19 protein-coding genes are annotated in these 19,976 nt (G+C 68.6%); 4 read left to right on the top strand and 15 right to left on the bottom strand.

From position 1 onward, the window contains the following. Positions 1-2 precede the first annotated feature (2 nt). The gene (locus ACFWZ1_RS15470) at positions 3-716 is read right to left on the bottom strand and encodes a glutathione S-transferase (protein WP_439667089.1); all 714 of its coding nucleotides are present in this window, start codon (positions 714-716) and stop codon (positions 3-5) included. Between the two features lie 78 nt (positions 717-794). Between ACFWZ1_RS15470 and ACFWZ1_RS15465 the strand changes: the two genes are divergently transcribed. Then, positions 795-1,079, top strand: coding sequence for a hypothetical protein (locus ACFWZ1_RS15465; protein ID WP_439667088.1), 285 nt, complete (start codon positions 795-797; stop codon positions 1,077-1,079). Positions 1,080-1,201: 122 nt separating this feature from the next. On the opposite strand, the gene purH is transcribed toward ACFWZ1_RS15465, so the two are convergent. From purH to cutA, 11 genes are all read right to left on the bottom strand, one after another. Continuing rightward, a complete protein-coding gene (gene purH, locus ACFWZ1_RS15460) occupies positions 1,202-2,806 on the bottom strand; it encodes a bifunctional phosphoribosylaminoimidazolecarboxamide formyltransferase/IMP cyclohydrolase (RefSeq protein WP_439667087.1) in 1,605 nt (534 codons plus the stop codon). Between the two features lie 184 nt (positions 2,807-2,990). Beyond that, a complete protein-coding gene (locus ACFWZ1_RS15455; RefSeq protein WP_231321802.1) occupies positions 2,991-3,281 on the bottom strand; it encodes a helix-turn-helix domain-containing protein in 291 nt (96 codons plus the stop codon). 159 nt (positions 3,282-3,440) lie between these two features. Continuing rightward, positions 3,441-4,220: a zinc-ribbon and DUF3426 domain-containing protein gene (locus ACFWZ1_RS15450; RefSeq protein ID WP_231321800.1), complete on the bottom strand. Its 780-nt coding sequence runs from the start codon at positions 4,218-4,220 to the stop codon at positions 3,441-3,443. 100 nt (positions 4,221-4,320) lie between these two features. Beyond that, positions 4,321-5,217, bottom strand: a complete 897-nt coding sequence (gene prmA / locus ACFWZ1_RS15445; RefSeq protein WP_439667086.1) for a 50S ribosomal protein L11 methyltransferase — start codon at positions 5,215-5,217, stop codon at positions 4,321-4,323. Positions 5,218-5,377: 160 nt separating this feature from the next. Beyond that, positions 5,378-6,745 carry an acetyl-CoA carboxylase biotin carboxylase subunit gene (accC, locus tag ACFWZ1_RS15440; protein WP_231321798.1) on the bottom strand — a complete coding sequence of 456 codons (1,368 nt, stop codon included), beginning with the start codon at positions 6,743-6,745 and terminating at the stop codon, positions 5,378-5,380. An 18-nt stretch (positions 6,746-6,763) separates the two neighbouring features. Then, positions 6,764-7,225, bottom strand: a complete 462-nt coding sequence (accB, locus tag ACFWZ1_RS15435; protein ID WP_231321797.1) for an acetyl-CoA carboxylase biotin carboxyl carrier protein — start codon at positions 7,223-7,225, stop codon at positions 6,764-6,766. A gap of 59 nt (positions 7,226-7,284) precedes the next feature. Continuing rightward, positions 7,285-7,728 carry a type II 3-dehydroquinate dehydratase gene (gene aroQ / locus ACFWZ1_RS15430; RefSeq protein WP_439667085.1) on the bottom strand — a complete coding sequence of 148 codons (444 nt, stop codon included), beginning with the start codon at positions 7,726-7,728 and terminating at the stop codon, positions 7,285-7,287. A 221-nt stretch (positions 7,729-7,949) separates the two neighbouring features. Then, complete coding sequence (locus ACFWZ1_RS15425; RefSeq protein ID WP_439667084.1) at positions 7,950-8,477, bottom strand: TlpA family protein disulfide reductase; 528 nt, start codon at positions 8,475-8,477, stop codon at positions 7,950-7,952. A gap of 1 nt (position 8,478) precedes the next feature. Then, positions 8,479-10,665, bottom strand: a complete 2,187-nt coding sequence (locus tag ACFWZ1_RS15420) for a protein-disulfide reductase DsbD family protein (protein WP_439667083.1) — start codon at positions 10,663-10,665, stop codon at positions 8,479-8,481. A gap of 73 nt (positions 10,666-10,738) precedes the next feature. Next, positions 10,739-11,635, bottom strand: coding sequence for a DMT family transporter (locus ACFWZ1_RS15415; RefSeq protein WP_231321793.1), 897 nt, complete (start codon positions 11,633-11,635; stop codon positions 10,739-10,741). Between the two features lie 58 nt (positions 11,636-11,693). Continuing rightward, the gene (cutA, locus tag ACFWZ1_RS15410; RefSeq protein WP_439667082.1) at positions 11,694-12,035 is read right to left on the bottom strand and encodes a divalent-cation tolerance protein CutA; all 342 of its coding nucleotides are present in this window, start codon (positions 12,033-12,035) and stop codon (positions 11,694-11,696) included. 256 nt (positions 12,036-12,291) lie between these two features. On the opposite strand from cutA, the gene groES reads away from it, so the two are divergent. The 3 genes from groES (at position 12,292) to ACFWZ1_RS15395 (ending at position 16,651) form a co-directional block, all read left to right on the top strand. Continuing rightward, complete coding sequence (groES, locus tag ACFWZ1_RS15405; protein WP_231321790.1) at positions 12,292-12,585, top strand: co-chaperone GroES; 294 nt, start codon at positions 12,292-12,294, stop codon at positions 12,583-12,585. Between the two features lie 59 nt (positions 12,586-12,644). After that, complete coding sequence (gene groL, locus ACFWZ1_RS15400) at positions 12,645-14,294, top strand: chaperonin GroEL (protein WP_231321787.1); 1,650 nt, start codon at positions 12,645-12,647, stop codon at positions 14,292-14,294. Positions 14,295-14,806: 512 nt separating this feature from the next. After that, positions 14,807-16,651 (top strand): ABC transporter ATP-binding protein, encoded by a 1,845-nt coding sequence (locus ACFWZ1_RS15395; RefSeq protein WP_439667081.1) that lies wholly within the window; start codon positions 14,807-14,809, stop codon positions 16,649-16,651. Positions 16,652-16,689: 38 nt separating this feature from the next. Here the strand turns inward: ACFWZ1_RS15395 and ACFWZ1_RS15390 are convergent, their stop codons facing one another. The 3 genes from ACFWZ1_RS15390 to ACFWZ1_RS15380 form a co-directional block, all read right to left on the bottom strand. Next, the gene (locus ACFWZ1_RS15390; RefSeq protein ID WP_439667080.1) at positions 16,690-17,028 is read right to left on the bottom strand and encodes a hypothetical protein; all 339 of its coding nucleotides are present in this window, start codon (positions 17,026-17,028) and stop codon (positions 16,690-16,692) included. A gap of 207 nt (positions 17,029-17,235) precedes the next feature. Next, positions 17,236-17,790, bottom strand: coding sequence for a hypothetical protein (locus tag ACFWZ1_RS15385; protein WP_439667079.1), 555 nt, complete (start codon positions 17,788-17,790; stop codon positions 17,236-17,238). 178 nt (positions 17,791-17,968) lie between these two features. After that, positions 17,969-19,855, bottom strand: a complete 1,887-nt coding sequence (locus ACFWZ1_RS15380; RefSeq protein ID WP_439667078.1) for an LTA synthase family protein — start codon at positions 19,853-19,855, stop codon at positions 17,969-17,971. Positions 19,856-19,976: the final 121 nt, after the last annotated feature.

Raw genomic sequence — 19,976 nt, 5'->3', positions numbered from 1 at the left:
CCTCAAGCCTGGTCATCCAGCTCGGGATAGTGGCGGAAGATGCCCTGCTCGTTGAACGTCAGGCGTCGCGGCGAGGCAAGGTAGGCGGCGATGCGCGGGCGTTGCGCAATCTCTTGGGCCAGCGCGCACAGGCGCGGCAGGTCCTTGCGCAGGCCGCGCATGGCGTTGGGGAATGCGTAGTCCAGACCGGCCATCAGCTGGAACAGCGACAGGTCGACATACGAATGTTCACCCAGTGCGTGGCGGCCATCCGAACGCGCCAGCACCTGCTCGAAATAGCCCAGGTACTTCGGCAGCCGGTGCTTGCGCAGGTCGGCGGCGCGGCGCTGGGCTTCGCGCCGCTGGTCCTCGTAATAGAGGCTGGCGGCGATGGGATGGTGGCTGTCGTGGATCTCGGCCACCAGGTCGGTGATGGTCAGCTGCAGCTGGTTGGCGTAGATGCGCCGCGCCTCGCCCTCGGGCACCAGCCGCAGGTGCTGGCCCAGGTAGCCCAGGATGGCGGCGGTCTGCGCGATCAGCAGGTGGCCGGCGCGCAGGAAGGGTGGGGCGAAGGGCAGCGCATCTTCGGTGCTCCCGCCGCTGAGGAAGGGATCCATCACCGCATCGCCGCGATGGCGGGCGACGTCGATGTAGTCCGCACCGGCATCTTCCAGCGCGAGGCGGACGAACTCGCCGCGCCCCTGGATGCCGGTCCAGTAGTAAAGCTCGTAGGTCATGGCTTGGCCTCCGCGTAACCGGGCAAGCCTCGCAATCGACACCACAAGGCGCCGTGAGGGCGCACAATCGGCGACCGTATGGATCAGGCCCGGTTCGAAGCGTCGCTTGCCGGCGGGGTGCCGCCCGCCGGCCTGTCCGACCATCTGCAGGCGCTGTGGTGGCTGGGCCACGGCGAGCCCGAGCGTGCGCACCATCTGGTGCAGTTGCTGGATGACCCCGGCGCCGCCGCGATCCACGCGCACGTGCACCGGCTCGAAGGCGACCTGGACAATGCCCGCTACTGGTACGGGCGGGCCGGGTTGCCGTTCTGCAACGATGCTCCCGAGCAGGAGTGGCGACGGCTGGTGCGGCGCTTCGTATAGTCCCTTCCGCGTGCGCGGGGAGTGCGCGCAGCGAGGGGATGAGGGTTCGATCTCGCCGCGGAACGCGCTCCGTCCGGACCCCCACCCAGAACCCTTTTCCGGCGGAAAAAGGGTTCCGGACTTTAGTGGCGGAAGTGCCGCATGCCGGTGAACACCATTGCCATGTCGTGCTCGTCCGCCGCAGCGATGACCTCGGCATCGCGCATCGAGCCGCCGGGCTGGATCACCGCCGCGATGCCCGCCTCGGCCGCCGCGTCGATGCCGTCGCGGAACGGGAAGAAGGCGTCCGACGCCATCACCGATCCGCGCACTTCGAGCTTCTCGTCGGCCGCCTTGGTGCCGGCGATCTTCGCGCTGTACACGCGGCTCATCTGGCCGGCGCCGATGCCGATGGTCTGGCGGTGCTTCGCGTAGACGATGGCGTTGGACTTGACGAACTTGGCGACCTTCCACGCAAAGATCAGGTCGTCGATCTGCTCGGGCGTGGGCGCACGCTTCGTGACCACCTTGAGGTCGGCGGCGCCGATCATGCCGGTGTCGGCCGTCTGGATCAGCAGGCCCGAGCCCACGCGCTTGACGTTCACGCCCGGGTGCGGGGTGCGCAGGTCGCCGTCCGCGGGGGGCGGGATTTCCAGCACGCGCACGTTGCCCTTCCTGGCGAACGCCTTCAGTGCCTCCTCGGCATAACCCGGCGCCAGCACCACCTCAACGAACTGGCGCTCGACGATGGCGCGTGCGGTGGCGCCGTCGACCGGGCGGTTGAACGCGATGATGCCGCCGAAGGCCGAAGTGGGATCGGTCTGGAACGCAAGGTCGTAGGCCTTGCCGATGCCGTCCAGGCTCACCGCCACGCCGCACGGGTTGGCGTGCTTGACGATCACGCAGGCCGGCTTGACGAAGCTGCGCACGCACTCCCACGCAGCATCGGCGTCGGCAATGTTGTTGAACGACAGTTCCTTCCCCTGCAACTGGCGGAAAGTCGCGAGCGTGCCCGGTGCCGGATACAGGTCGCGGTAGAACGCGGCGCTCTGGTGCGGATTCTCGCCATAGCGCAGGTCCATGAGCTTGACGAAGCGGCCGTTGGCCTGGCCGCCGAAGGTTTCATGACCGGCAATGGCGTCGTGCGCCTCGTTGAGCTTGAGGCCCGAGAGATAGTCGCTGATCGCGCCGTCGTAGTCGGAAACGCGGTTGAACGCGGCCACCGCCAGCTTGAAGCGGCTGGCGCGTGAGAGGCCGCCGTCGCGCTCGATCTCGGCGAGCGCGTCCTCGTACTGTTCCGGCGCGGTCAGCACGGCCACGTCGGCCCAGTTCTTCGCCGCCGAGCGCAGCATCGCCGGCCCGCCGATGTCGATGTTCTCGATCGCCTGTTCCAGCGTGCAACCGGGCTTGGCGACGGTCTGCTCGAACGGATAGAGGTTGAGCACCAGCAGGTCGATCGGCGCGATGCCGAGCTCGGCCATCACCGCGTCGTCGGTGCCGCGCCGGCCGAGCAGGCCGCCATGCACCTTCGGGTGCAGCGTCTTGACGCGGCCGTCCATGATCTCGGGGAAGCCGGTCAGCTCGCTGACATCGGTCACCGCGATGCCGGCGTCCCGCAGCGCCCTGGCGCTGCCCCCGGTGGAAAGCAGTTGCACGCCCTTCGCGGCGAGACGCCGGCCGAGGTCGATCAGCCCGGTCTTGTCGGAGACGCTGAGCAGGGCGCGGCGGATCGGGGTGACGGCGGGCATGGCGGCTTCCAGGGTAGGGGAAGCCGCCGATTATAACGCGGCCGGGATGGCGTGTCGTTTTGGACGGCCAAACGTCCAAAAGCACGCGAACGGGTCTTCGTGTAAGACCACTTGCGGGCGATACCCTTTGCGCGATTCCCCCACGGCGAGGCCCACATGTGCGCTCCCACAGGGAACAAGGGAACTACAGCAGGCCGTGCGCGGCCAGCTTCTTGCGCAGCGTGGCGCGGTTGATGCCCAGCACCGCCGCGGCGCGGCTCTGGTTGCCGTCGTGGAACGCCAGCACTTCGCGCAGCAGCGGTCCTTCGACTTCGCGGATCACCAGTGCGTGCAGGCCTTCGTCGCATTCGGTATCGCCGATGTCGGCCAGGTAACGGCGCACGGTACGGCTGACGCACTCGCCCAGCGCGCTCTGCGACGACTGGGGCTCCCGGATGGCCTCGTTGACAGGCAATCGGACGGCGTTCACAGGCAATACCTCACGAGCGACGCGGCGGCTGCGTGGGCCGCTGCAAGGGTGGTGGTGGATCTCGCCGGCATGGCGCGCTTGGCATGCGATGAGCGCATGCGCGAAGGGGCGAGTGTACCGGCGACGGCCGATAAAATTAAGTGCTGGCGCCCGTGGCTTTTCGTTTCATTCGAAACCGAATTCGAATGCGACCGCGCGATTGCCGGGGTCGGCGACCTCGATCAACAGCGCTGCGCTGGCGCCAGGCGCCAGGCCTGCGCGCAGCACCGCGTCATCGTCCAGGTATTCGGACGGGTGCAGGCGGCGCATCGCCACGCGGTGGCCATCGGCGTCGGAGAGCGTGAGCGAAACCACCGGGTAGGGCTGCGCGAACGGTGCGTCGTTGCGGACGGTGGCGCTGATCATCAACGCGCCGGGCACGCTGGGATGCGCCTGCACGTCGCGCGCGACCAGGTGCAGGCGATGCACGTCGCGAACCAGCGGCAGCCGGCAGCCCAGCGAGGCGCAGGCCTGGCGCAACCACGCGCCGATGGACGGGTTGGCGATCAGCACGTCGCGCTTGGCCCAGGCCACCTGCGCCGCCAGCAACAGCGCCAGCAGTGTGCAGGTGAGCAGCCACGGCCAGCGTCGCGGGCGCTGGCGAGGGGCGCGCCGATCGTTGACGAAGCGCGGGGTGAACGCGGGCGCCGCCGGCGCCGGTTCGACGGCGGCCACGGGCACGTCCTCGCGCGGACGGTAGATCGCCACGTCGAGCTTGGGCGCTTCTTCGGAGCGCGTGGTGCCCGGGAGCTGCCGGAAGGGTTCGGGCGGCAACTGGTCGGCGAGCGTGTCCAGTGCGTCGAACAGCGTTTCGCAATTGCCGCAGATCACCGCCCCGCGCGCATGCGCCAGCACGCTCGCGTCGAGCGAGAAGACCGTGCGGCAGTCGGGGCACTGGGTGTACATGCCGGCAAGAGTAAAGGGAAAGCCGGCGTTTGTCGGAGTGGAGCGTGTGCGTGGGCGCACGTTGCGCGTGGGCTGCAGCGCTCCTGCAGGAGATTGCGGCTCAGCGGCGGTGGCCGCTGATGCGGATCCAGTCCTCGCGCGCGTCCACGCGCAGGTCGTCGAACCATTCGGCGTAGCGCGCCAGCAGTTCGTCCTGCTGGCCGGCCAGGATGCCGGAGATGGCGAAGGGCGCGCCGCTCTTGCAGGCGGCGGCGAACGTGGGGGCGAGCTCGGCGAGCGGGCCGGCCAGGATGTTGGCGACGAAGACGTCGGCCGGCGCCTTCGGTTCCTCGCCGGGCAGGAACACGGCGAGCCGATCGGCCACGCCATTACGCTCGGCGTTGTCGTTGGAGGCGGTCAGCGCCTGCGGGTCATTGTCGACGCCGGTCGCGGCGGCAGCGCCGAGCTTGAGCGCGGCGATGGCGAGGATGCCCGAGCCGCAGCCGTAGTCGATGACCTGCTTGCCGGCCAGATCGAGGTGGTCGAGCCACTCCAGGCACAGCGCGGTGGTCGGATGGGTGCCACTGCCGAAGGCCAGGCCGGGGTCCAGACGCACGACCACGATGTCCTGGTCGGCGGGCGGCTCGATGTTCCACGGGTAGATCCACAGCCGCCGACCGAACGGCATCGGCTTGAACTGGTCCATCCATGCGCGTTCCCAGTCCTCGTCCGCGACGTCGCGGAAGGCTAGCTGGTCGGGTTCGAGCCACGGCAGCAGTTCGCCCAGCGCCTCGACCAGGCCGCGGCGGTCGGTGCCGGCCTCGAACAGCGCGTCCAGCGTGAGCGTGGGCCACAACGGCAGCTCGCCCACGCCCGGCTCGAAGATCGCCTGCTCGTCGGGCGTTTCGGCATCGGCATCGCGCAGGGTGATCGACAGGGCGCCGAGGTCTTCCAGGGCTTCCTCCACGCGCGGCTGCTGCTCGGCGCGGAGGGTGAGGGCGAGTTCGAGGAAGGGCATGAGGGTGTTCTTGCTGGTTACCTTCAACACACCACGGCGTCATTCCCGCAAAGGCGGGAATCCATCCTGCTTCGATGTGGCAAGGGTCGAAATGGATTCCCGCTTCCGCGGGAATGACGCCGCTGTTGCGAGGTCGCTGGTTCCGTGACGCTCGCGTGGATTACTCGCCGCTGGCCTTCGGTTCCTTCTGTTCGGCCATCCGCTTTTCCAGGTAATGGATGTTCTGGCCGCCGTGCTGGAAGCCGGCGTCGGCCATGATGCGCTGCTGCAGCGGAACGTTGCACTTGACGCCCTCGATCACCGTCTCGGCCAGGGCCAGGCGCATGCGGCAGATCGCGGTGTCGCGGTCAGGGCCGTAGACGATCAGCTTGCCGATCATCGAATCGTAGTTGGGCGGGATGCGGTAGCCGTCGTACAGGTGCGTGTCCACGCGCACGCCCGGGCCGCCGGGCGCCTCGAAGCGCTTGACCGTGCCGGGGCTGGGCATGAACGTGTCCGGATCCTCGGCGTTGATGCGGCACTCGATGGCATGGCCGCGGATCTGCACGTCTTCCTGCCGGATCGAGAGCTTCTCGCCGCCGGCGATCAGCAACTGCTCGCGCACCAGGTCGATGCCGGTGATGAACTCGGTCACCGGGTGTTCGACCTGGATGCGGGTATTCATTTCGATGAAGTAGAAGCGGCCGTTCTCGAACAGGAACTCGAACGTGCCGGCGCCGCGGTAGCCGATGCGCAGGCAGGCTTCCACGCAGACCTTGCCGATCTGCGCACGCAGCTCCGGCGTGATGCCCGGCGCCGGCGCTTCCTCGACCACCTTCTGGTGGCGGCGCTGCATCGAGCAGTCGCGCTCGCCCAGGTGGATCGCGTTGCCCTGGCCGTCGGCCAGCACCTGGATCTCCACGTGGCGCGGGTTCTCCAAAAATTTTTCCATGTACACCATGTCGTTGCCGAAGGCCGCCTTGGCCTCCTGCTTGGTCATGGTGATCGCGTTGGCCAGGTGCGCCTCGGTGCGCACCACGCGCATGCCGCGGCCGCCGCCGCCGCCGGCGGCCTTGATGATCACCGGGTAACCGATCTCGCGCGCGATGCGGATGTTCTCGTCGGTGTTGTCGCCCAGCGGGCCACCGGAGCCCGGCACGCACGGCACGCCGGCGGCCTTCATCGCCTTGATCGCCTCGACCTTGTCGCCCATCAGGCGGATCACGTCGGCGGTCGGGCCGATGAAGATGAAGCCGGACTGCTCCACCTGTTCGGCGAAATCGGCACGCTCGGAAAGGAAGCCGTAACCGGGATGGATCGCCTGCGCGTCAGTGATCTCGGCCGCCGCGATGATGCGCGGGATGTTGAGGTAGCTGTCGACCGAGGGCGCCGGGCCGATGCAGATCGCCTCGTCCGCCAGGCCCACGTGCTTGAGGTTGCGATCGGCGGTGGAATGCACCGCGACCGTCTTGATGCCGAGGCTGTGGCACGCGCGCAGTACGCGCAGCGCGATCTCGCCGCGGTTGGCAATAACGACTTTTTCTAGCATCGGATAAGTCCCGCCGGATCAGGCAATCACGAACATCGGCTGGTCGAATTCGACCGGCTGCCCGTTCTCGACGAGGATCGCCTGCACGGTGCCGGCGACGTCGGCCTCGATCTGGTTGAACATCTTCATCGCCTCGATGATGCCCAGCGTCTCGCCGGCCTTGACCTGCTGGCCGACCTTGACGAAGGCGGCCGCGCCCGGGGTGGCCGAGGCATAGAAGGTGCCTACCATCGGCGCCTTCACGACGTGGCCGTCGGGCAGCGCGTTGGCGGCGGGCGCGGCGTCCGCGGCAACGGGTGCGGCGGCCGGCGCGGGAGCGGCGACCGGTGCCGCCTGCAGTGCCACCGGAGCGGCGACGGCCATGCCGCCGGTCGGCACGCGCGAGAGGCGCACGACTTCCTCGCCTTCCTTGATTTCCAGTTCCGCGAGGTTGGATTCCTCGAGCAGGTCGATCAGCTTCTTGATCTTGCGCAGATCCATGGGAGTGCCTTCTTGTTCGGGGCCGCGCGGGCGGCCGGTCGGGTCTTTAAAGAAAAAAATCAGGCCGGCGCGAGCCGCTGAAGGGCGGCCTCGAGCGCAAGCGAGTAACTGTTCGCACCGAAGCCGCAGATCACGCCCACCGCCAGGTCCGACAGGTAGGAGTGCCGGCGGAACGGTTCGCGTGCGTGCACGTTGGACAGGTGCACCTCGATGAACGGGATCGCCACCGCCGCCAGAGCGTCCCGCAGCGCGATGCTGGTGTGGGTGAACGCGGCCGGGTTGATCAGGATCCAGTCGACTCCCTCCGAGCGCGCCTGTTGCACGCGCTCGACCAGGGCGTGCTCGGCGTTGGACTGGAAACTCTCCAGTTCATGCCCGGCCACCCGCGCCTGCTGTGCGAGCCGCGCGTCGACGTCCGCGAGCGTGTCACGCCCGTAGACCTCCGGCTCGCGCGAGCCCAGCAGGTTGAGGTTGGGCCCGTGCAGGACCAGCAGTTTCGCCACGCGGCACCTTGGCAGCCAGCCGGAGCGGTCCGGCAAGGGAGCGAAGTGTGCGCGCCCCGACTTATGTTGTCCAGTTCGGCGCAGATCGGCGATGTTTGAAGGAGAACTGGCGCACGAACCGTGCGTGGCCGTATGTGCGCCAGCCTTTGCGGGAGCGCACCTGTGCGCGACCGCCGGCTACCTGACGCATCGAACCGCCCGGTCGCGCACAGCGCGCGTTGCTACGGGTTTGGCTTGCCCAGCCACCGCTCGAGCGTCGCCGCATCCAGCACGCCGGCATGGCTGGCGAGCACCGTGCCGTCGGCATCGAGCAGCACGCTGTAAGGCAGCACGCTGGCGTGATCGCCCAGCTGGCGCGCGCTGTCGGGGTCCTCCAGTCGGCCGATCAGGATCGGGTAGTTGACCGGGTACGCCTCGAGGTAGGCGCGCACGTTCTCCGGCGTATCCATGGCGATGCCCACCACGACCGGATGATCGCCGCCGAAGCGGGCCTGCGCCGCGGCCAGCGCCGGCATCTCTTTCAGGCACGGGCCGCACCAGCTGGCCCAGAAATTGACCAGCACGCGGCGACCGGCGAAGTCGGCGAGGGTATGCGTGCGCCCGTCCAGGTCGGGCAGTTGCAGGGCCGGGGCCGGCTGGCCGGCCAGGTCCGCCCCGCGCCGTTCGCGCGAAGCGTGCTGCAGCCAGCCGCCGGCGGCGGCGGCGAGCACCGCCAGGGCGAGGATCAGCCAGCTCGCGCGGGTCATCATGTCAGCGCGCCGCCTCGGTCAGGGCTTGTTCGACCAGCCCGGAAGTGAGCACCGTCGGCAGCTTGCGCCCTTCGCCGCCGCCGCGCGGGAACACCACGTACAGCGGCACGCCGGGCGAGTGGTAGTGCTCCAGGAAGGCGGCAATGGTGGGGTTCACGTCGGTCCAGTCGCCCCTCATGTAGACCGCGCCGGTGCGCTGCAGCAGCGCGCGGAAGGCGGCCGTGTCCAGCACCGTGTGCTCGTTGGCCTTGCAGGTGACACACCAGTCGGCGGTCATGTCGACGAACACCGGGGTGCCCGCGGCGCGCAGCTCGGCGAGCTTTTGCGGACTGTAGGCAACCACGCCGGTGTCGGCGTGCGCCGCGCGCACCGGCGGCGGCAGCCGGGCCAGCGCGTACAGCGGCACCGCGGTGGCCAGCAGCGCCAGCAGCACCGGCGCGCGCACCAGGCCGGCGCGACCGCGGCTGCGCTCGAACCACCACAGGCTTAGCGCCAGGAATACTGCCGCGACCAGCAGCAGGCCCACCGCGTCGGCGCCGCGCTGGTTGGCGAGCACCCAGGCCAGCCAGGCGGCCGTGAGGTACATCGGGAAGGCGAGCAGCTGCTTGAGCGTTTCCATCCAGCGACCCGGCCGTGGCAACCGCCGCGCGAGTGCGGGCACGAAGCCGACCGCCAGGAACGGCAGCGCCAGGCCAAGACCGAGCGCCACGAACACCAGCAGTGCGTATGCGGCCGGCGCGGCGAAGGCAAAGGCCAGTGCGCTGCCCATGAACGGCGCCGTGCAGGGACTGGCCACCACCACGGCCAGCACGCCCGTGAAAAAGTCGCCGGCCATGCCGCCGCGCGAGGCGAGCCCGGCGCCGGTATTGCCCAGCGAGGCGCCGAATTGCACCAGCCCGGACATCGACAAGCCCACCGCCAGCATGACCAGCGCCAGCACGCCGACCAGCAGCGGCTGCTGCAACTGCGTGCCCCAGCCCAACGCATGGCCGGCCGAGCGCAGGGCGAGGATGCCCAGGCCCAGTGCCACGAAGCTCACCAGTACGCCGGCGGTGTAGGCGATCGCATGGGCCCGCGCGCGGGCCGGGCTCTCGCCGCTCTCCAGCAGGCCGACGGCCTTGATCGACAGCACCGGCAGCACGCACGGCATGAGGTTCAGCACCAGGCCGCCGCCAAGGGCAAGCAGCAGCGCTAGCCACAGGCTGGTTTGCAGCGGGCCTTGCCCGGCGGCGGCCGGCGGAGCCTCGGGCGCGGTGGCCGTGGGCATGCCGGTCGCGGATTGCGCGCCGCCGAGCTCGACGTCCAGCGCGCGCGTCATCATCGGATAGCACAGGCCGCCGTCCTGGCAGCCCTGGAAGCTGGCTTCCAGCGCCAGGCGCGTGCGGCCGCCGATGTCACCCGCGACGGTGACCGGCAGGTCCAGTTCGCTGAAATAGACGGTGACGCTGCCGAAGTGCGGATCATCCTTGCGCGTGCCGGCCGGCCATTGCGGCGTGAGCTCCACGCCCTTGGCGTCACGCAGCTGCAGCCGGGTCTGGTCGCGGTAGAGGTAGTAGCCAGGCGGCATCGACCAGCGCAGCAGGAGGTGGCGCGCATCCTGAGCCACTGCTTCGAGCCTGAAGGCCTGCTCGGCAGGCAATGGCGCATCGCTGCCGGAGGAGCCGTGGGTCGCGCCCAGGCTTTGCAGCGCGGCGCCGAGCGATCCGCCGCCGCTGGCGGCGGTGCCAACCGGTAGCGGCAGGTCCAGTTGCTCGGTATGTGGGGGGTAGCAGATCTTCGGATCGACCTCGTGGCAGCCCTGGAACTGCACGCCAACCCGCAACCGCGTGCTGCCCGGCGCGAGTGTGTAGGGCACGCTGGCGTCGATCGCGTGGTGATAGATCTCCACGTCGCCAAGGTATTCGTCGTGGTGCTTCTCGCCGTCCGGGAACGTCGCCTCGCCCAGGGTCACCCCATCGGCCGGCTTGAACTTCATGCGGCCACGGTAGAGGTAATAGTCCGGCGCGATGTCCCAGTGCAGCTTGAGCACGCCCGGAGTGGAGGTGTCGGTGGAGAGCCGGTAGGCCTGGGTGACCGGCAGCAGGCCGTCCTCTTCCTGCGCGAACGACGGACGCGACAGCGCGGCCAGGCAGAACAGCACCAGCAACATCGGCAGGCGGGCGGCCAGGCGGCCGATCATCGGGCGCATCGCGTCTCCAGCGGCGCGGTGAAGGAAATCCATTATGGACCCATCGCGCGCCTGGCCAGCCGGCGTTGCGGCCTTATGTCTCCTCGGCCGCCAGCGGTGGTCCGGCCCGGCGCGGACGCACCCATCCGGTGGTGAGCGCGGTGCCCAGCAGGATGATCGCGCAGCCGCCGACCATGCGCGCGGTCACCGGCTCGTCCAGCAGCAGCGCGCCCCACAGCACGCCGAAGGCGGGGATCAGGTAGGGGATCACCATGATCCGCACGGCACCGACCCGGGCCAGCACCCAGAAAAACAGCACGTAGGCCAGCGCGGTGCACAGCACGGCCAGTCCCGCGGCCGCTAGCCACGCCTGCATCGGCGGCGCCTGGTCCGGCCAGGCCAGCACCGTCGTCGGCAGCAGCACGAGCGCGGCGACCATGTGGCTGCCGACCGTCACCACCAGCGGCGTGACGCCCGCCAGGCGCAGGTGGGTGTAGTGCACCGCGTAGCCGTAAAGCACGGTGGCCGCGATGCAGGCAAGCAGCGCGAGCCCCGCGCCCGGCGCCAACGCGAGGCTGCCCTGGGCCAGCCAGAGGATCCCGGCAAATCCGGCTACCAGCCCGGCGCCGCGCCAGGCATCCAGCCGCTGGCCCAGCCACAGCCAGCCGATCAGCGCGGCGAACATCGGCGTCATGCCGTCGATGATCGAGGCCAGGCCGGCCGGCAGGCTGCGCGTGGCGAAGGTGAACAGCAGGAAGGGCAGCGCCGAGTTGGTCAGCCCGACCACGGCGATCGGCCACCAATGGGCGCGCCATTCGGCCAGCCGCCGGCGCGAGGCCAGCAGCGGCAGGAAGCACAGCGCCGCGCCGATGGCGCGCAGGCCGGCCAGCGGCAGCGCGCCGAAGGCGCCCGCGCCCATGCGCATGAACAGGAACGAGCCGCCCCACAGGGCGCCCAGCGACAGCAGGACGGCAAGATCGATCTTCTTCATCTTGGAGAGCGGGCAATGGGGTAAGGCAAGTTTGCCGGGATGCCACTGACAAGGGCTGTCAGCAGTCTTGCGCTGTCTCTTCAGTGGCGTCGCGGACCCAGTCCAGGTAAGGCGCATGGGCGTGCTCGATGGGCACGGCGATGAGTTCGGGCAGGTCGTACGGATGCAGCGCCAGCAGGCGCGTGCGCAGGGCGTCGAAGCGCGCGTCCGTCGTCTTGATCAGCAGAAGCTGCTCGCTGTCGGTGGTGACCTTGCCTTGCCAGCGGTAGGTCGAGGCAATGCCGGGCAGACGGTTCACGCAGGCGGCCAGGCGTTCGGCCACCAGCGCCTCGGCGATGCGCTGGGCGCTGCCGGCGTCGGGACAGGTGCAATAGCAGAGCAGGACGGAGGTGCCAGGCATGGCGCGAGATGGTAGCCCCTCTCCTGCGCGGAGATGGTTCGAGCACGGCGCCGCGTCCCTCCCGAGGCGGCGCCCCCGGGCCATGGGCGGCAACCCTTGAAACCCTGTCCGCACCACCCCACCTGCTGTGCCATTCGCGCTTCACCCTCTTGCAGGGGCGGACTGCGTCGCTAGAATTGGCACTCACCATCACCGAGTGCTAACAGCGTCCCGGTGATCCTCACCTTCTTTCAACCCGAACTGTGGAGTCCCATCCATGAGCAAACTGCGTCCGCTGCACGATCGCGTCATCGTCAAGCGCCTGGAAGAGGAGCGCGTCTCCGCCGGCGGCATCGTCATCCCCGACAGCGCCACCGAGAAGCCGACCCGCGGCAAGGTCATTGCCGCCGGCACCGGCCGCATCCTCGAAGACGGCAACGTCCGTCCGATGAGCCTGAAGGAAGGCGACACCGTGCTGTTCGGCAAGTACGCCGGCCAGGAAATCAAGATCGACGGCGAAGAGCTGGTCTTCCTGAAGGAAGACGACATCGTCGCGGTGATCGAAGGCTGATCAGCCTCTCCCGCACGACTCTCCGCAATCTACCCATCGAATTCGAAGGATAAAGACACATGGCAGCTAAAGAAGTCCGCTTCGGCGAAGACGCCCGCTCGCGCATCCTCAAGGGCGTGAACACCCTGGCCAACGCGGTCAAGGTCACCCTGGGTCCCAAGGGCCGCAACGTCGTGCTCGAGAAGAGCTTCGGCGCCCCGACGATCACCAAGGACGGCGTGTCCGTCGCCAAGGAGATCGAGCTGGCCGACAAGTACGAGAACCTCGGCGCGCAGATCGTCAAGGAAGCCGCTTCCAAGACCTCCGATGTCGCCGGTGACGGCACCACCACCGCCACCGTGCTGGCGCAGGCGTTCATCCAGGAAGGCCTGAAGGCGGTCGCCGCCGGCATGAACCCGATGGATCTGAAGCGCGGCATCGACAAGGCCGTGATCGCGGCAGTGGGCGAGCTCAAGAAGCTCTCCAACCCGACCGCCGACGACAAGGCGATCGCGCAGGTCGGCACCATCTCGGCCAACTCCGATTCCAACATCGGCGACATCATCGCCACTGCGATGAAGAAGGTCGGCAAGGAAGGCGTGATCACGGTCGAGGAAGGCTCGGGCCTGGAGAACGAGCTCGACGTCGTCGAGGGCATGCAGTTCGACCGCGGCTACCTGTCGCCGTACTTCATCAACAACCAGGCCAGCCAGCAGGTTGAGCTGGACGACCCGTACATCCTGATCCACGACAAGAAGGTGTCGAACGTCCGCGAGCTGCTGCCCGTGCTGGAGGCCGTCGCCAAGGCCGGCAAGCCGCTGCTGATCGTCGCCGAGGAAGTCGAGGGCGAGGCGCTGGCCACGCTGGTGGTCAACACCATCCGCGGCATCGTCAAGGTCGCCGCCGTCAAGGCGCCGGGCTTCGGTGACCGCCGCAAGGCCATCCTCGAGGACATCGCGATCCTGACCAACGGCCAGGTGATCTCCGAGGAAGTGGGCCTGCAGCTGGAAAAGGCCACGATCAACGATCTGGGCCGCGCCAAGCGCGTGGTGATCACCAAGGAAAACACCACGATCATCGACGGCGCCGGCGAAGCCGAGCGCATCCAGTCGCGCATCGGCCAGATCAAGGCGCAGATCGAGGAGACCTCCTCCGATTACGACCGCGAGAAGCTGCAGGAGCGCGTGGCCAAGCTGGCCGGCGGCGTGGCCGTCATCAAGGTCGGTGCCGCCACCGAGGTCGAGATGAAGGAAAAGAAGGCCCGCGTCGAAGATGCCCTGCACGCGACCCGTGCGGCGGTGGAAGAAGGCGTGGTGCCGGGCGGCGGCGTCGCCCTGATCCGTGCGCTCAAGGCCGTCGAAGGCCTCAAGGGTGACAACGAGGACCAGAACCTCGGCATCGCGATCACCCGCCGCGCGCTGGAAGCGCCGCTGCGCGCGATCGTCGCCAACGCCGGCGAAGAGCCCTCCGTGATCCTCAACAAGGTCAAGGACGGCTCGGGCAACTTCGGCTACAACGCGGCCACCGGCGAGTTCGGCGACATGGTGCAGATGGGCATCCTGGACCCGACCAAGGTGACCCGCACCGCGCTGCAGCACGCTTCGTCGGTTGCGGGCCTGGCGATCACCACCGAGGCGATCGTGGCCGAACTGCCGAAGAAGGACGAAGGCCACGGCGGCGCCGGTGGCATGGGCGGCGGCATGGGTGGCATGGGCGGCATGGACTTCTAAGTCCAACGCTCACCGCAGTACCCAGGAAAACCCCGCCACGCGCGGGGTTTTCTTTTTGTGCCGGCGAAGGGCCATGGGAGCACCTTGCCGCGACAAAGGCGCGCGCGCCTGGGGCGATTGGGCTTTCGACCGTCCGCTGCGTGGCTGCTCTGGCGTGGGCTCCCCGCGACCTGGCTCGCCTGCCGCGGGCTTTCGATCGCCTGACGGCGCTCGAGTCACTTTTCTTTGCTGGCCCAAAGAAAAGTAACCAAAAGAAATGGCCCGGACGCAACACGATGGCGCAGAAGAGCTTGGCGCCAGCTCGCTTTGCCTGATGAATCCCACGCTCATAGACCGCCGTTTTGCCGCGGCGCTCGGAGCCTAAGGCAAGGGAGGCGGCCAGGTGCGATTGCAGTACGCGTGCGTGCCCGCGAGCGTGGCCGCACGGAGCGCTCGGGCGACCCTGCTAGCGTTCACTGCGGGCGTGCCGGCGGCTGGTCCACAATGGGCGTTCCCCCCAGGTGAGCCCTCCCATGCTCTTCCGCTGGTTTGAATCCCTGATCGACCCGTTCAAGGAGCCGGTCGACGTCATGCCGCCGGCAACGCCCGGGCGCTTCTACCTGTTCTACCTGCGCCAGGTGTGGCCGATGTTCGCGGCGGTGCTGGTGGTGGGCTTCTTCGTCTCGATCATCGAGGTGTCGCTGTTCGCCTTCATCGGCCGGTTGGTGGACATGGCCAAGTCGGCCGAGGGCGTGGCGTTCTTCCGTCAGCACGGACGCGAGCTGGCCTGGATGGCGTTCGTGGCGCTCATCGCGCGACCGATGTTCAACGCCATGCACGACTTGCTCGTCAACCAGGCGATCGTGCCCAACGTGACCGCCCGCATCCGCTGGCAGAACCACCGCTACGTGATCCGCCAGAGCCTGGCCTTTTTCCAGAACGACTTCGCCGGACGCATCGCCAACCGCATCATGCAGACCGGCAGCTCGTTGCGGGAATCGGCGGTGCAGATCGTCGATGCGATCTGGTACGTGGCGATCTACACCGGAAGCGCCATCGTGATGTTCGCGCAGGCCGATGTCTGGCTGGCGGCGCCGCTGGTGCTGTGGCTGCTGCTCTACATCGCCACGCTGGCGTTCTTCATCCCGCGCACGCGGCAGCGTTCGTGGAAAGCCTCGGAGGCGCGCTCGAAGCTGATGGGGCGCATCGTCGACGGCTACAGCAACGTGCTCACGCTCAAGCTCTTCGCGCACACGCGGCGCGAGGAGGCCTACGTCGCCGACGCGCTGCGCGAACAGGTCGACAAGACGCGCGCGATGACGCGCCAGACCACCGCGATGGACGCCACCATCACCACGCTCAACGGCTTCCTGATCGTGGGCACCTCGGGGCTGGCGCTGTGGCTGTGGAGCCACGGCAAGGTCACGGTGGGGGCGATCGCGTTGTCGACCGGGCTGGTGATCCGCATCAACAACATGTCCGGCTGGATCATGTGGGTGGTCAACGGCATCTTCGAGAACATCGGCACGGTGCAGGACGGAATGACGACTATCGCGCAACCGCGCGCGGTGCAGGACGCGCCGGGCGCGATGCCGCTGGAAGTCACGCGCGGCGAGGTACGTTTCGAGGACATCCACTTCCACTACGGCAAGGCCGGTGGCGTCATCTCGGGGCTCGACCTTGCCGTGCGCGCGGGCGAGAAGATCGGCCTGGTCGGCCCTTCCGGCGCGGGCAAGTCGACACTGGTGAACGTGCTGCTGCGGCTGTACGACCTGGAGGGCGGACACATTCTCGTCGACGGCCAGGACATCGCCCGGGTCACCCAGGAAAGCCTGCGCTCGCAGATCGGCGTGGTCACCCAGGACACCTCGCTGCTGCATCGCTCGATCCGCGACAACCTGCTCTACGGTCGCCCCGGCGCCAGTGAAATGCAGATTGCCGAGGCGGTACGCGAGGCGCGCGCGGACGAGTTCATCCCGACGCTGTCCGACGGTGAAGGGCGCCGCGGCTACGACGCTTACGTGGGCGAGCGCGGCGTGAAGCTTTCCGGCGGCCAGCGCCAGCGCATCGCGATCGCGCGCGTGCTGCTCAAGGACGCGCCGATCCTGATCCTGGACGAGGCCACCAGCGCGCTGGACTCGGAGGCCGAGGCGGCCATCCAGGAAAGCCTTGACCTGCTCATGGAGGGCAAGACGGTGATCGCCATCGCGCACCGCCTGTCGACCATCGCCCGGATGGACCGCCTCGTCGTGCTGGACAAGGGGCGGATCGTGGAAAGCGGCACGCATGCGCAGTTGATCGCGCACGGGGGGTTGTACGCGAGGTTGTGGCAGCGTCAGACCGGCGGTTTCGTCGCCGCGGAAGATGCGCTCGCCTGAGCGGGCAGCCCGATAGACGGAGCTGCCCGCCGGGGGCGTCAATGCCCGTGCGCGGCGCGCAACTTCTCGCGGGCTTTCGCGTTCAGGTCGCCGGTCGGACCGGCGCCTTCGGTGGGCGTATCGGTGGCCGCATCAGCCGCCTGCGTTTGCTTGAGCAGGCCGCCCAAGCCGAGCGGTTGCGCGCCCGATGCGTCGGTCGTCGACGTTGTGGTGCCGATGCCGGTGCTGGCGTTTGCGTTCAAGCCCGGCGCGGTCGCGCCGGCGTGCGTCGAGCCATGGGCGCTTGCCTGGCCGGCACTGCCGGGGATCACTTGGGCGAATGCGGGCGCGGCGAACACGGTGGCGCCGATGAGCGCGGCAAGCAGGGTCTTGTGCATGGGATCCTCCATTTGGGTGTCGCCGGGGTTCGACCCGCGGTCTTGGTAACCCTAGGCGCATTCGGCCTAGCGCACTCTGAACCGGCGTGACAGCGCTTAAGCGGCCGGACAGATGGATGAACGGGCGCGGGCAAGCCCTGGTGGCAGCCGTAGGGTGGACCCGCCCGAGGGAATGTCGGTGGCCGAAGCCCACCCTACGGCGAACCGTCAGTGGCCGTGCTCGTCGGCCTTGGCGCGGGCCTTGGCGTCGGCACCGACCGAAGTTTCGGTGGCGGTTTGGCGGGTGGCATCGCCGACCGATCCCGCGGTGCGACCGGCACTGTCGATTGCGGTATGCGCGGTGTCGCTCACCTGGTCGCCGAGGCCGCGCGTGCTGCTGGCGGCCTGGTCGGAGGCCGCTCCGGCATCAACGCGGGCACCCGCACGAACCCCGACGTCTGCATGAGCTCGCTGATCGCTTGCGCGCGCGCCGGCCGAGCCGCTGGCGGTCGTGTCGACGTTGGCGTTGCCATGGCGGTCAAGGGTGCGACGAGTGTGCTCGGTCGCGTGACGGGTGGCATGGTGCGCGTGGCGATCCGCCCGCTCCAGGGTCTGGCCCGGCTGGGCGCCAAGCTGGCCGGGCGCGCCATTCACCGCGCCGCTGGCGCCGGCGCTTACGCCCGCGCCAGCCTGGCTGGCAGCACCGAGATCGACCTGCGCCAGGGCAGGCAGGACGGCGAACACGCTGGCACCGATCAAAGCAGCAAGCAGAGTCTTACGCATGGGATGCCTCCAGTGTGGGGAAACCGCGGGTTTACCGCGGTAGCCACGACCCTAGGCGGGCCTTCCCGTCCTCAATATGAATACGCCTGCGTCCGCTTAAGCGGCCGGACAGATGGCTGAATGCTCCGCTGTCCATGCGTAGTGAAGGAGCGGTGGACGTCTGGACGTCCCATCGCGCTCAAGGGCGTGCACCGTAAGCGCCCACGGGTGACGGCGGCTGTGGGTGTGGCAGCGCATGGCTCGCCGCGGCCAGCTGCGGCATCAGCGCATCCAGCTTGCCCTTCAGGCGCAGCATCGCGACGCTGGCCATGTCGCGGTCGATCACCTTCTGCTCGGCCGTCATCTCCGGCTGCGGCGCGCCGGGCGCGCGGGTGAGTTCGGCCAGCTGCGGCGCCAGCACCTGGCTCAGCGCGAAGTACGGATCGCCATGGATGCCGGCCGCGTCCAGCAGCTTGCCCGGCAGCATCCAGGCGGCCAGGCTCTCGCGTTTGGCCGGTTCCGGATTGCGCGGGTCGAGCAGCAGCCAGACGCCGGGCTCGCTCAGCATGTCGCCGCCGTCGACGAAGCCAGTGACGTTGTAGCTGTTGGTCAGGGCGGGCAGGTGGTCCCCATAGAACAGCAACAGGGTCGGGCGGTCGCGCCGGGCCAGCAATCTGGCCAGCCGGCCCAGTTCCGCATCGGCGTGCTCGGCGTGGTAGAGGTAGGTCTGCAGCTCCTGCTTGTCGCGACCGCTGATGCCGGGCGGGACCGGGATGGCATCGCGCGCGGCGACGTCCGTCGGCGGCACGTCGTAGGGACCGTGCGCCTCGATGCTGATCGCGAACAGGAACTGCGGCGGGCCCGAGTCCTTGAGCTGGCGCATGATCTCGTCGGTCATCGCGCTGTCGGCCATGTATTTGCCGTCGTTGGGCGAGTCCTTCGGGAACGAGGACTGCGAAACGAAGCGATCGAAGCCGATCTTGCGAAAGGCCGCGGCACGGTTCCAGAACGCCGGATCGTTGCCGTGGATCGCGGTGGTGCTGTAGCCATGCGCGCGCAGCGTGCGCACCACGCTGGGCACCACCTTCTGCTCGAGCGTCAGGTAGGGAAACTGCAGTTCGTCGAAATAGCGCAGCGACAGGCCGGTGAGCACTTCGAACTCGGTGCGGATGGTGCCGCCGCCGAACGTCGGCACGTGCAGCGGACCGCTGACGCCGCGCTTCTCCAATCGGTCGAGGTTGGGGGTGAAGTGACGGTCCTGGTAGCCGCGCATGATGCTCGGATCGAAGAACGACTCGCTCTGCACCACCACGATGTCGGGTCGCTCGCCGCTGGGCGATGCGGCGTCCAGGCGCGCTTCCAGCGCCTGTCGGCTCTGCGCGATCAGCGCCTTGGCGGCGTCCGGATCGGCCTTGTGCCCGCCGTGCCCGTACTGTTGATGGAACAGCAGCAGCGAGCTGACCAGGCCCGAATGGTTGGCCGTCACCGTGGGCGACCAGGGCTCGAGCCACAGGACGCGCTGGTTGTAGAGCTTGCCCCACGCGGCCACGCCGCCGAGCAGGCTGCCCAGCAGCACGACCGCGAGGGCACCACCCAGCAAGCGCTTGCCGTAGTTGCGGCGCGGGAACAGCGGCGGCTCCAGGCGCCACATCGCGACGATCAGCGCGACGCCCGCGAGCAGCCCCACGTACGGCCATGGGCTGTGTGGCAGGTAGCCGACCAGCAGGTGCGCGCCGCCCTTGCTGAGCTGGTCGACCATCAGGAAATCCGCCGGCATCAGCGGGTTGCCCAGGTTGGCGACTTTCAATGCGTTGATCTGGTAGAGCAGCGCCTCGAACAGGAACACCAGCCCGAACGAAAACACCAACCGCCGGGTGAACGCCAGCAGCGCCCACGACGCCAGCAGCCCGGGCAGGGCGTTGGCCAGGAGGTAACGCGGCTGGTCGAACATGCGCAGCGGCGTCACGCCCACACCGCCATCCATCAGGCCGGTCAGCAGTACGAACGCCAGGCTCATCAGCACCACGGCAAGGACGCGCGCGGCAAGCGCGCGCCAGTGCGTGGCGGGGTGGTCGGTGAGGATCATGGAAAGAATGGTCCGATGGCGCGGCGTGATGGAATGGTGACTGTAATCGGGCGGAAATGAACTATGCGTTCGCCATCCACAGGCGGTTGCTGGCGGTTCATGCGGCCCCACGCTACGGCAC

The sequence above is a fragment of the Frateuria sp. GZRe14 genome, assembly GCF_051900395.1.
In the GTDB taxonomy this organism is placed as follows: Bacteria; Pseudomonadota; Gammaproteobacteria; order Xanthomonadales; family Rhodanobacteraceae; genus Frateuria_A; species Frateuria_A edaphi.
This window is presented reverse-complemented; position numbering and strand designations above follow the sequence as displayed.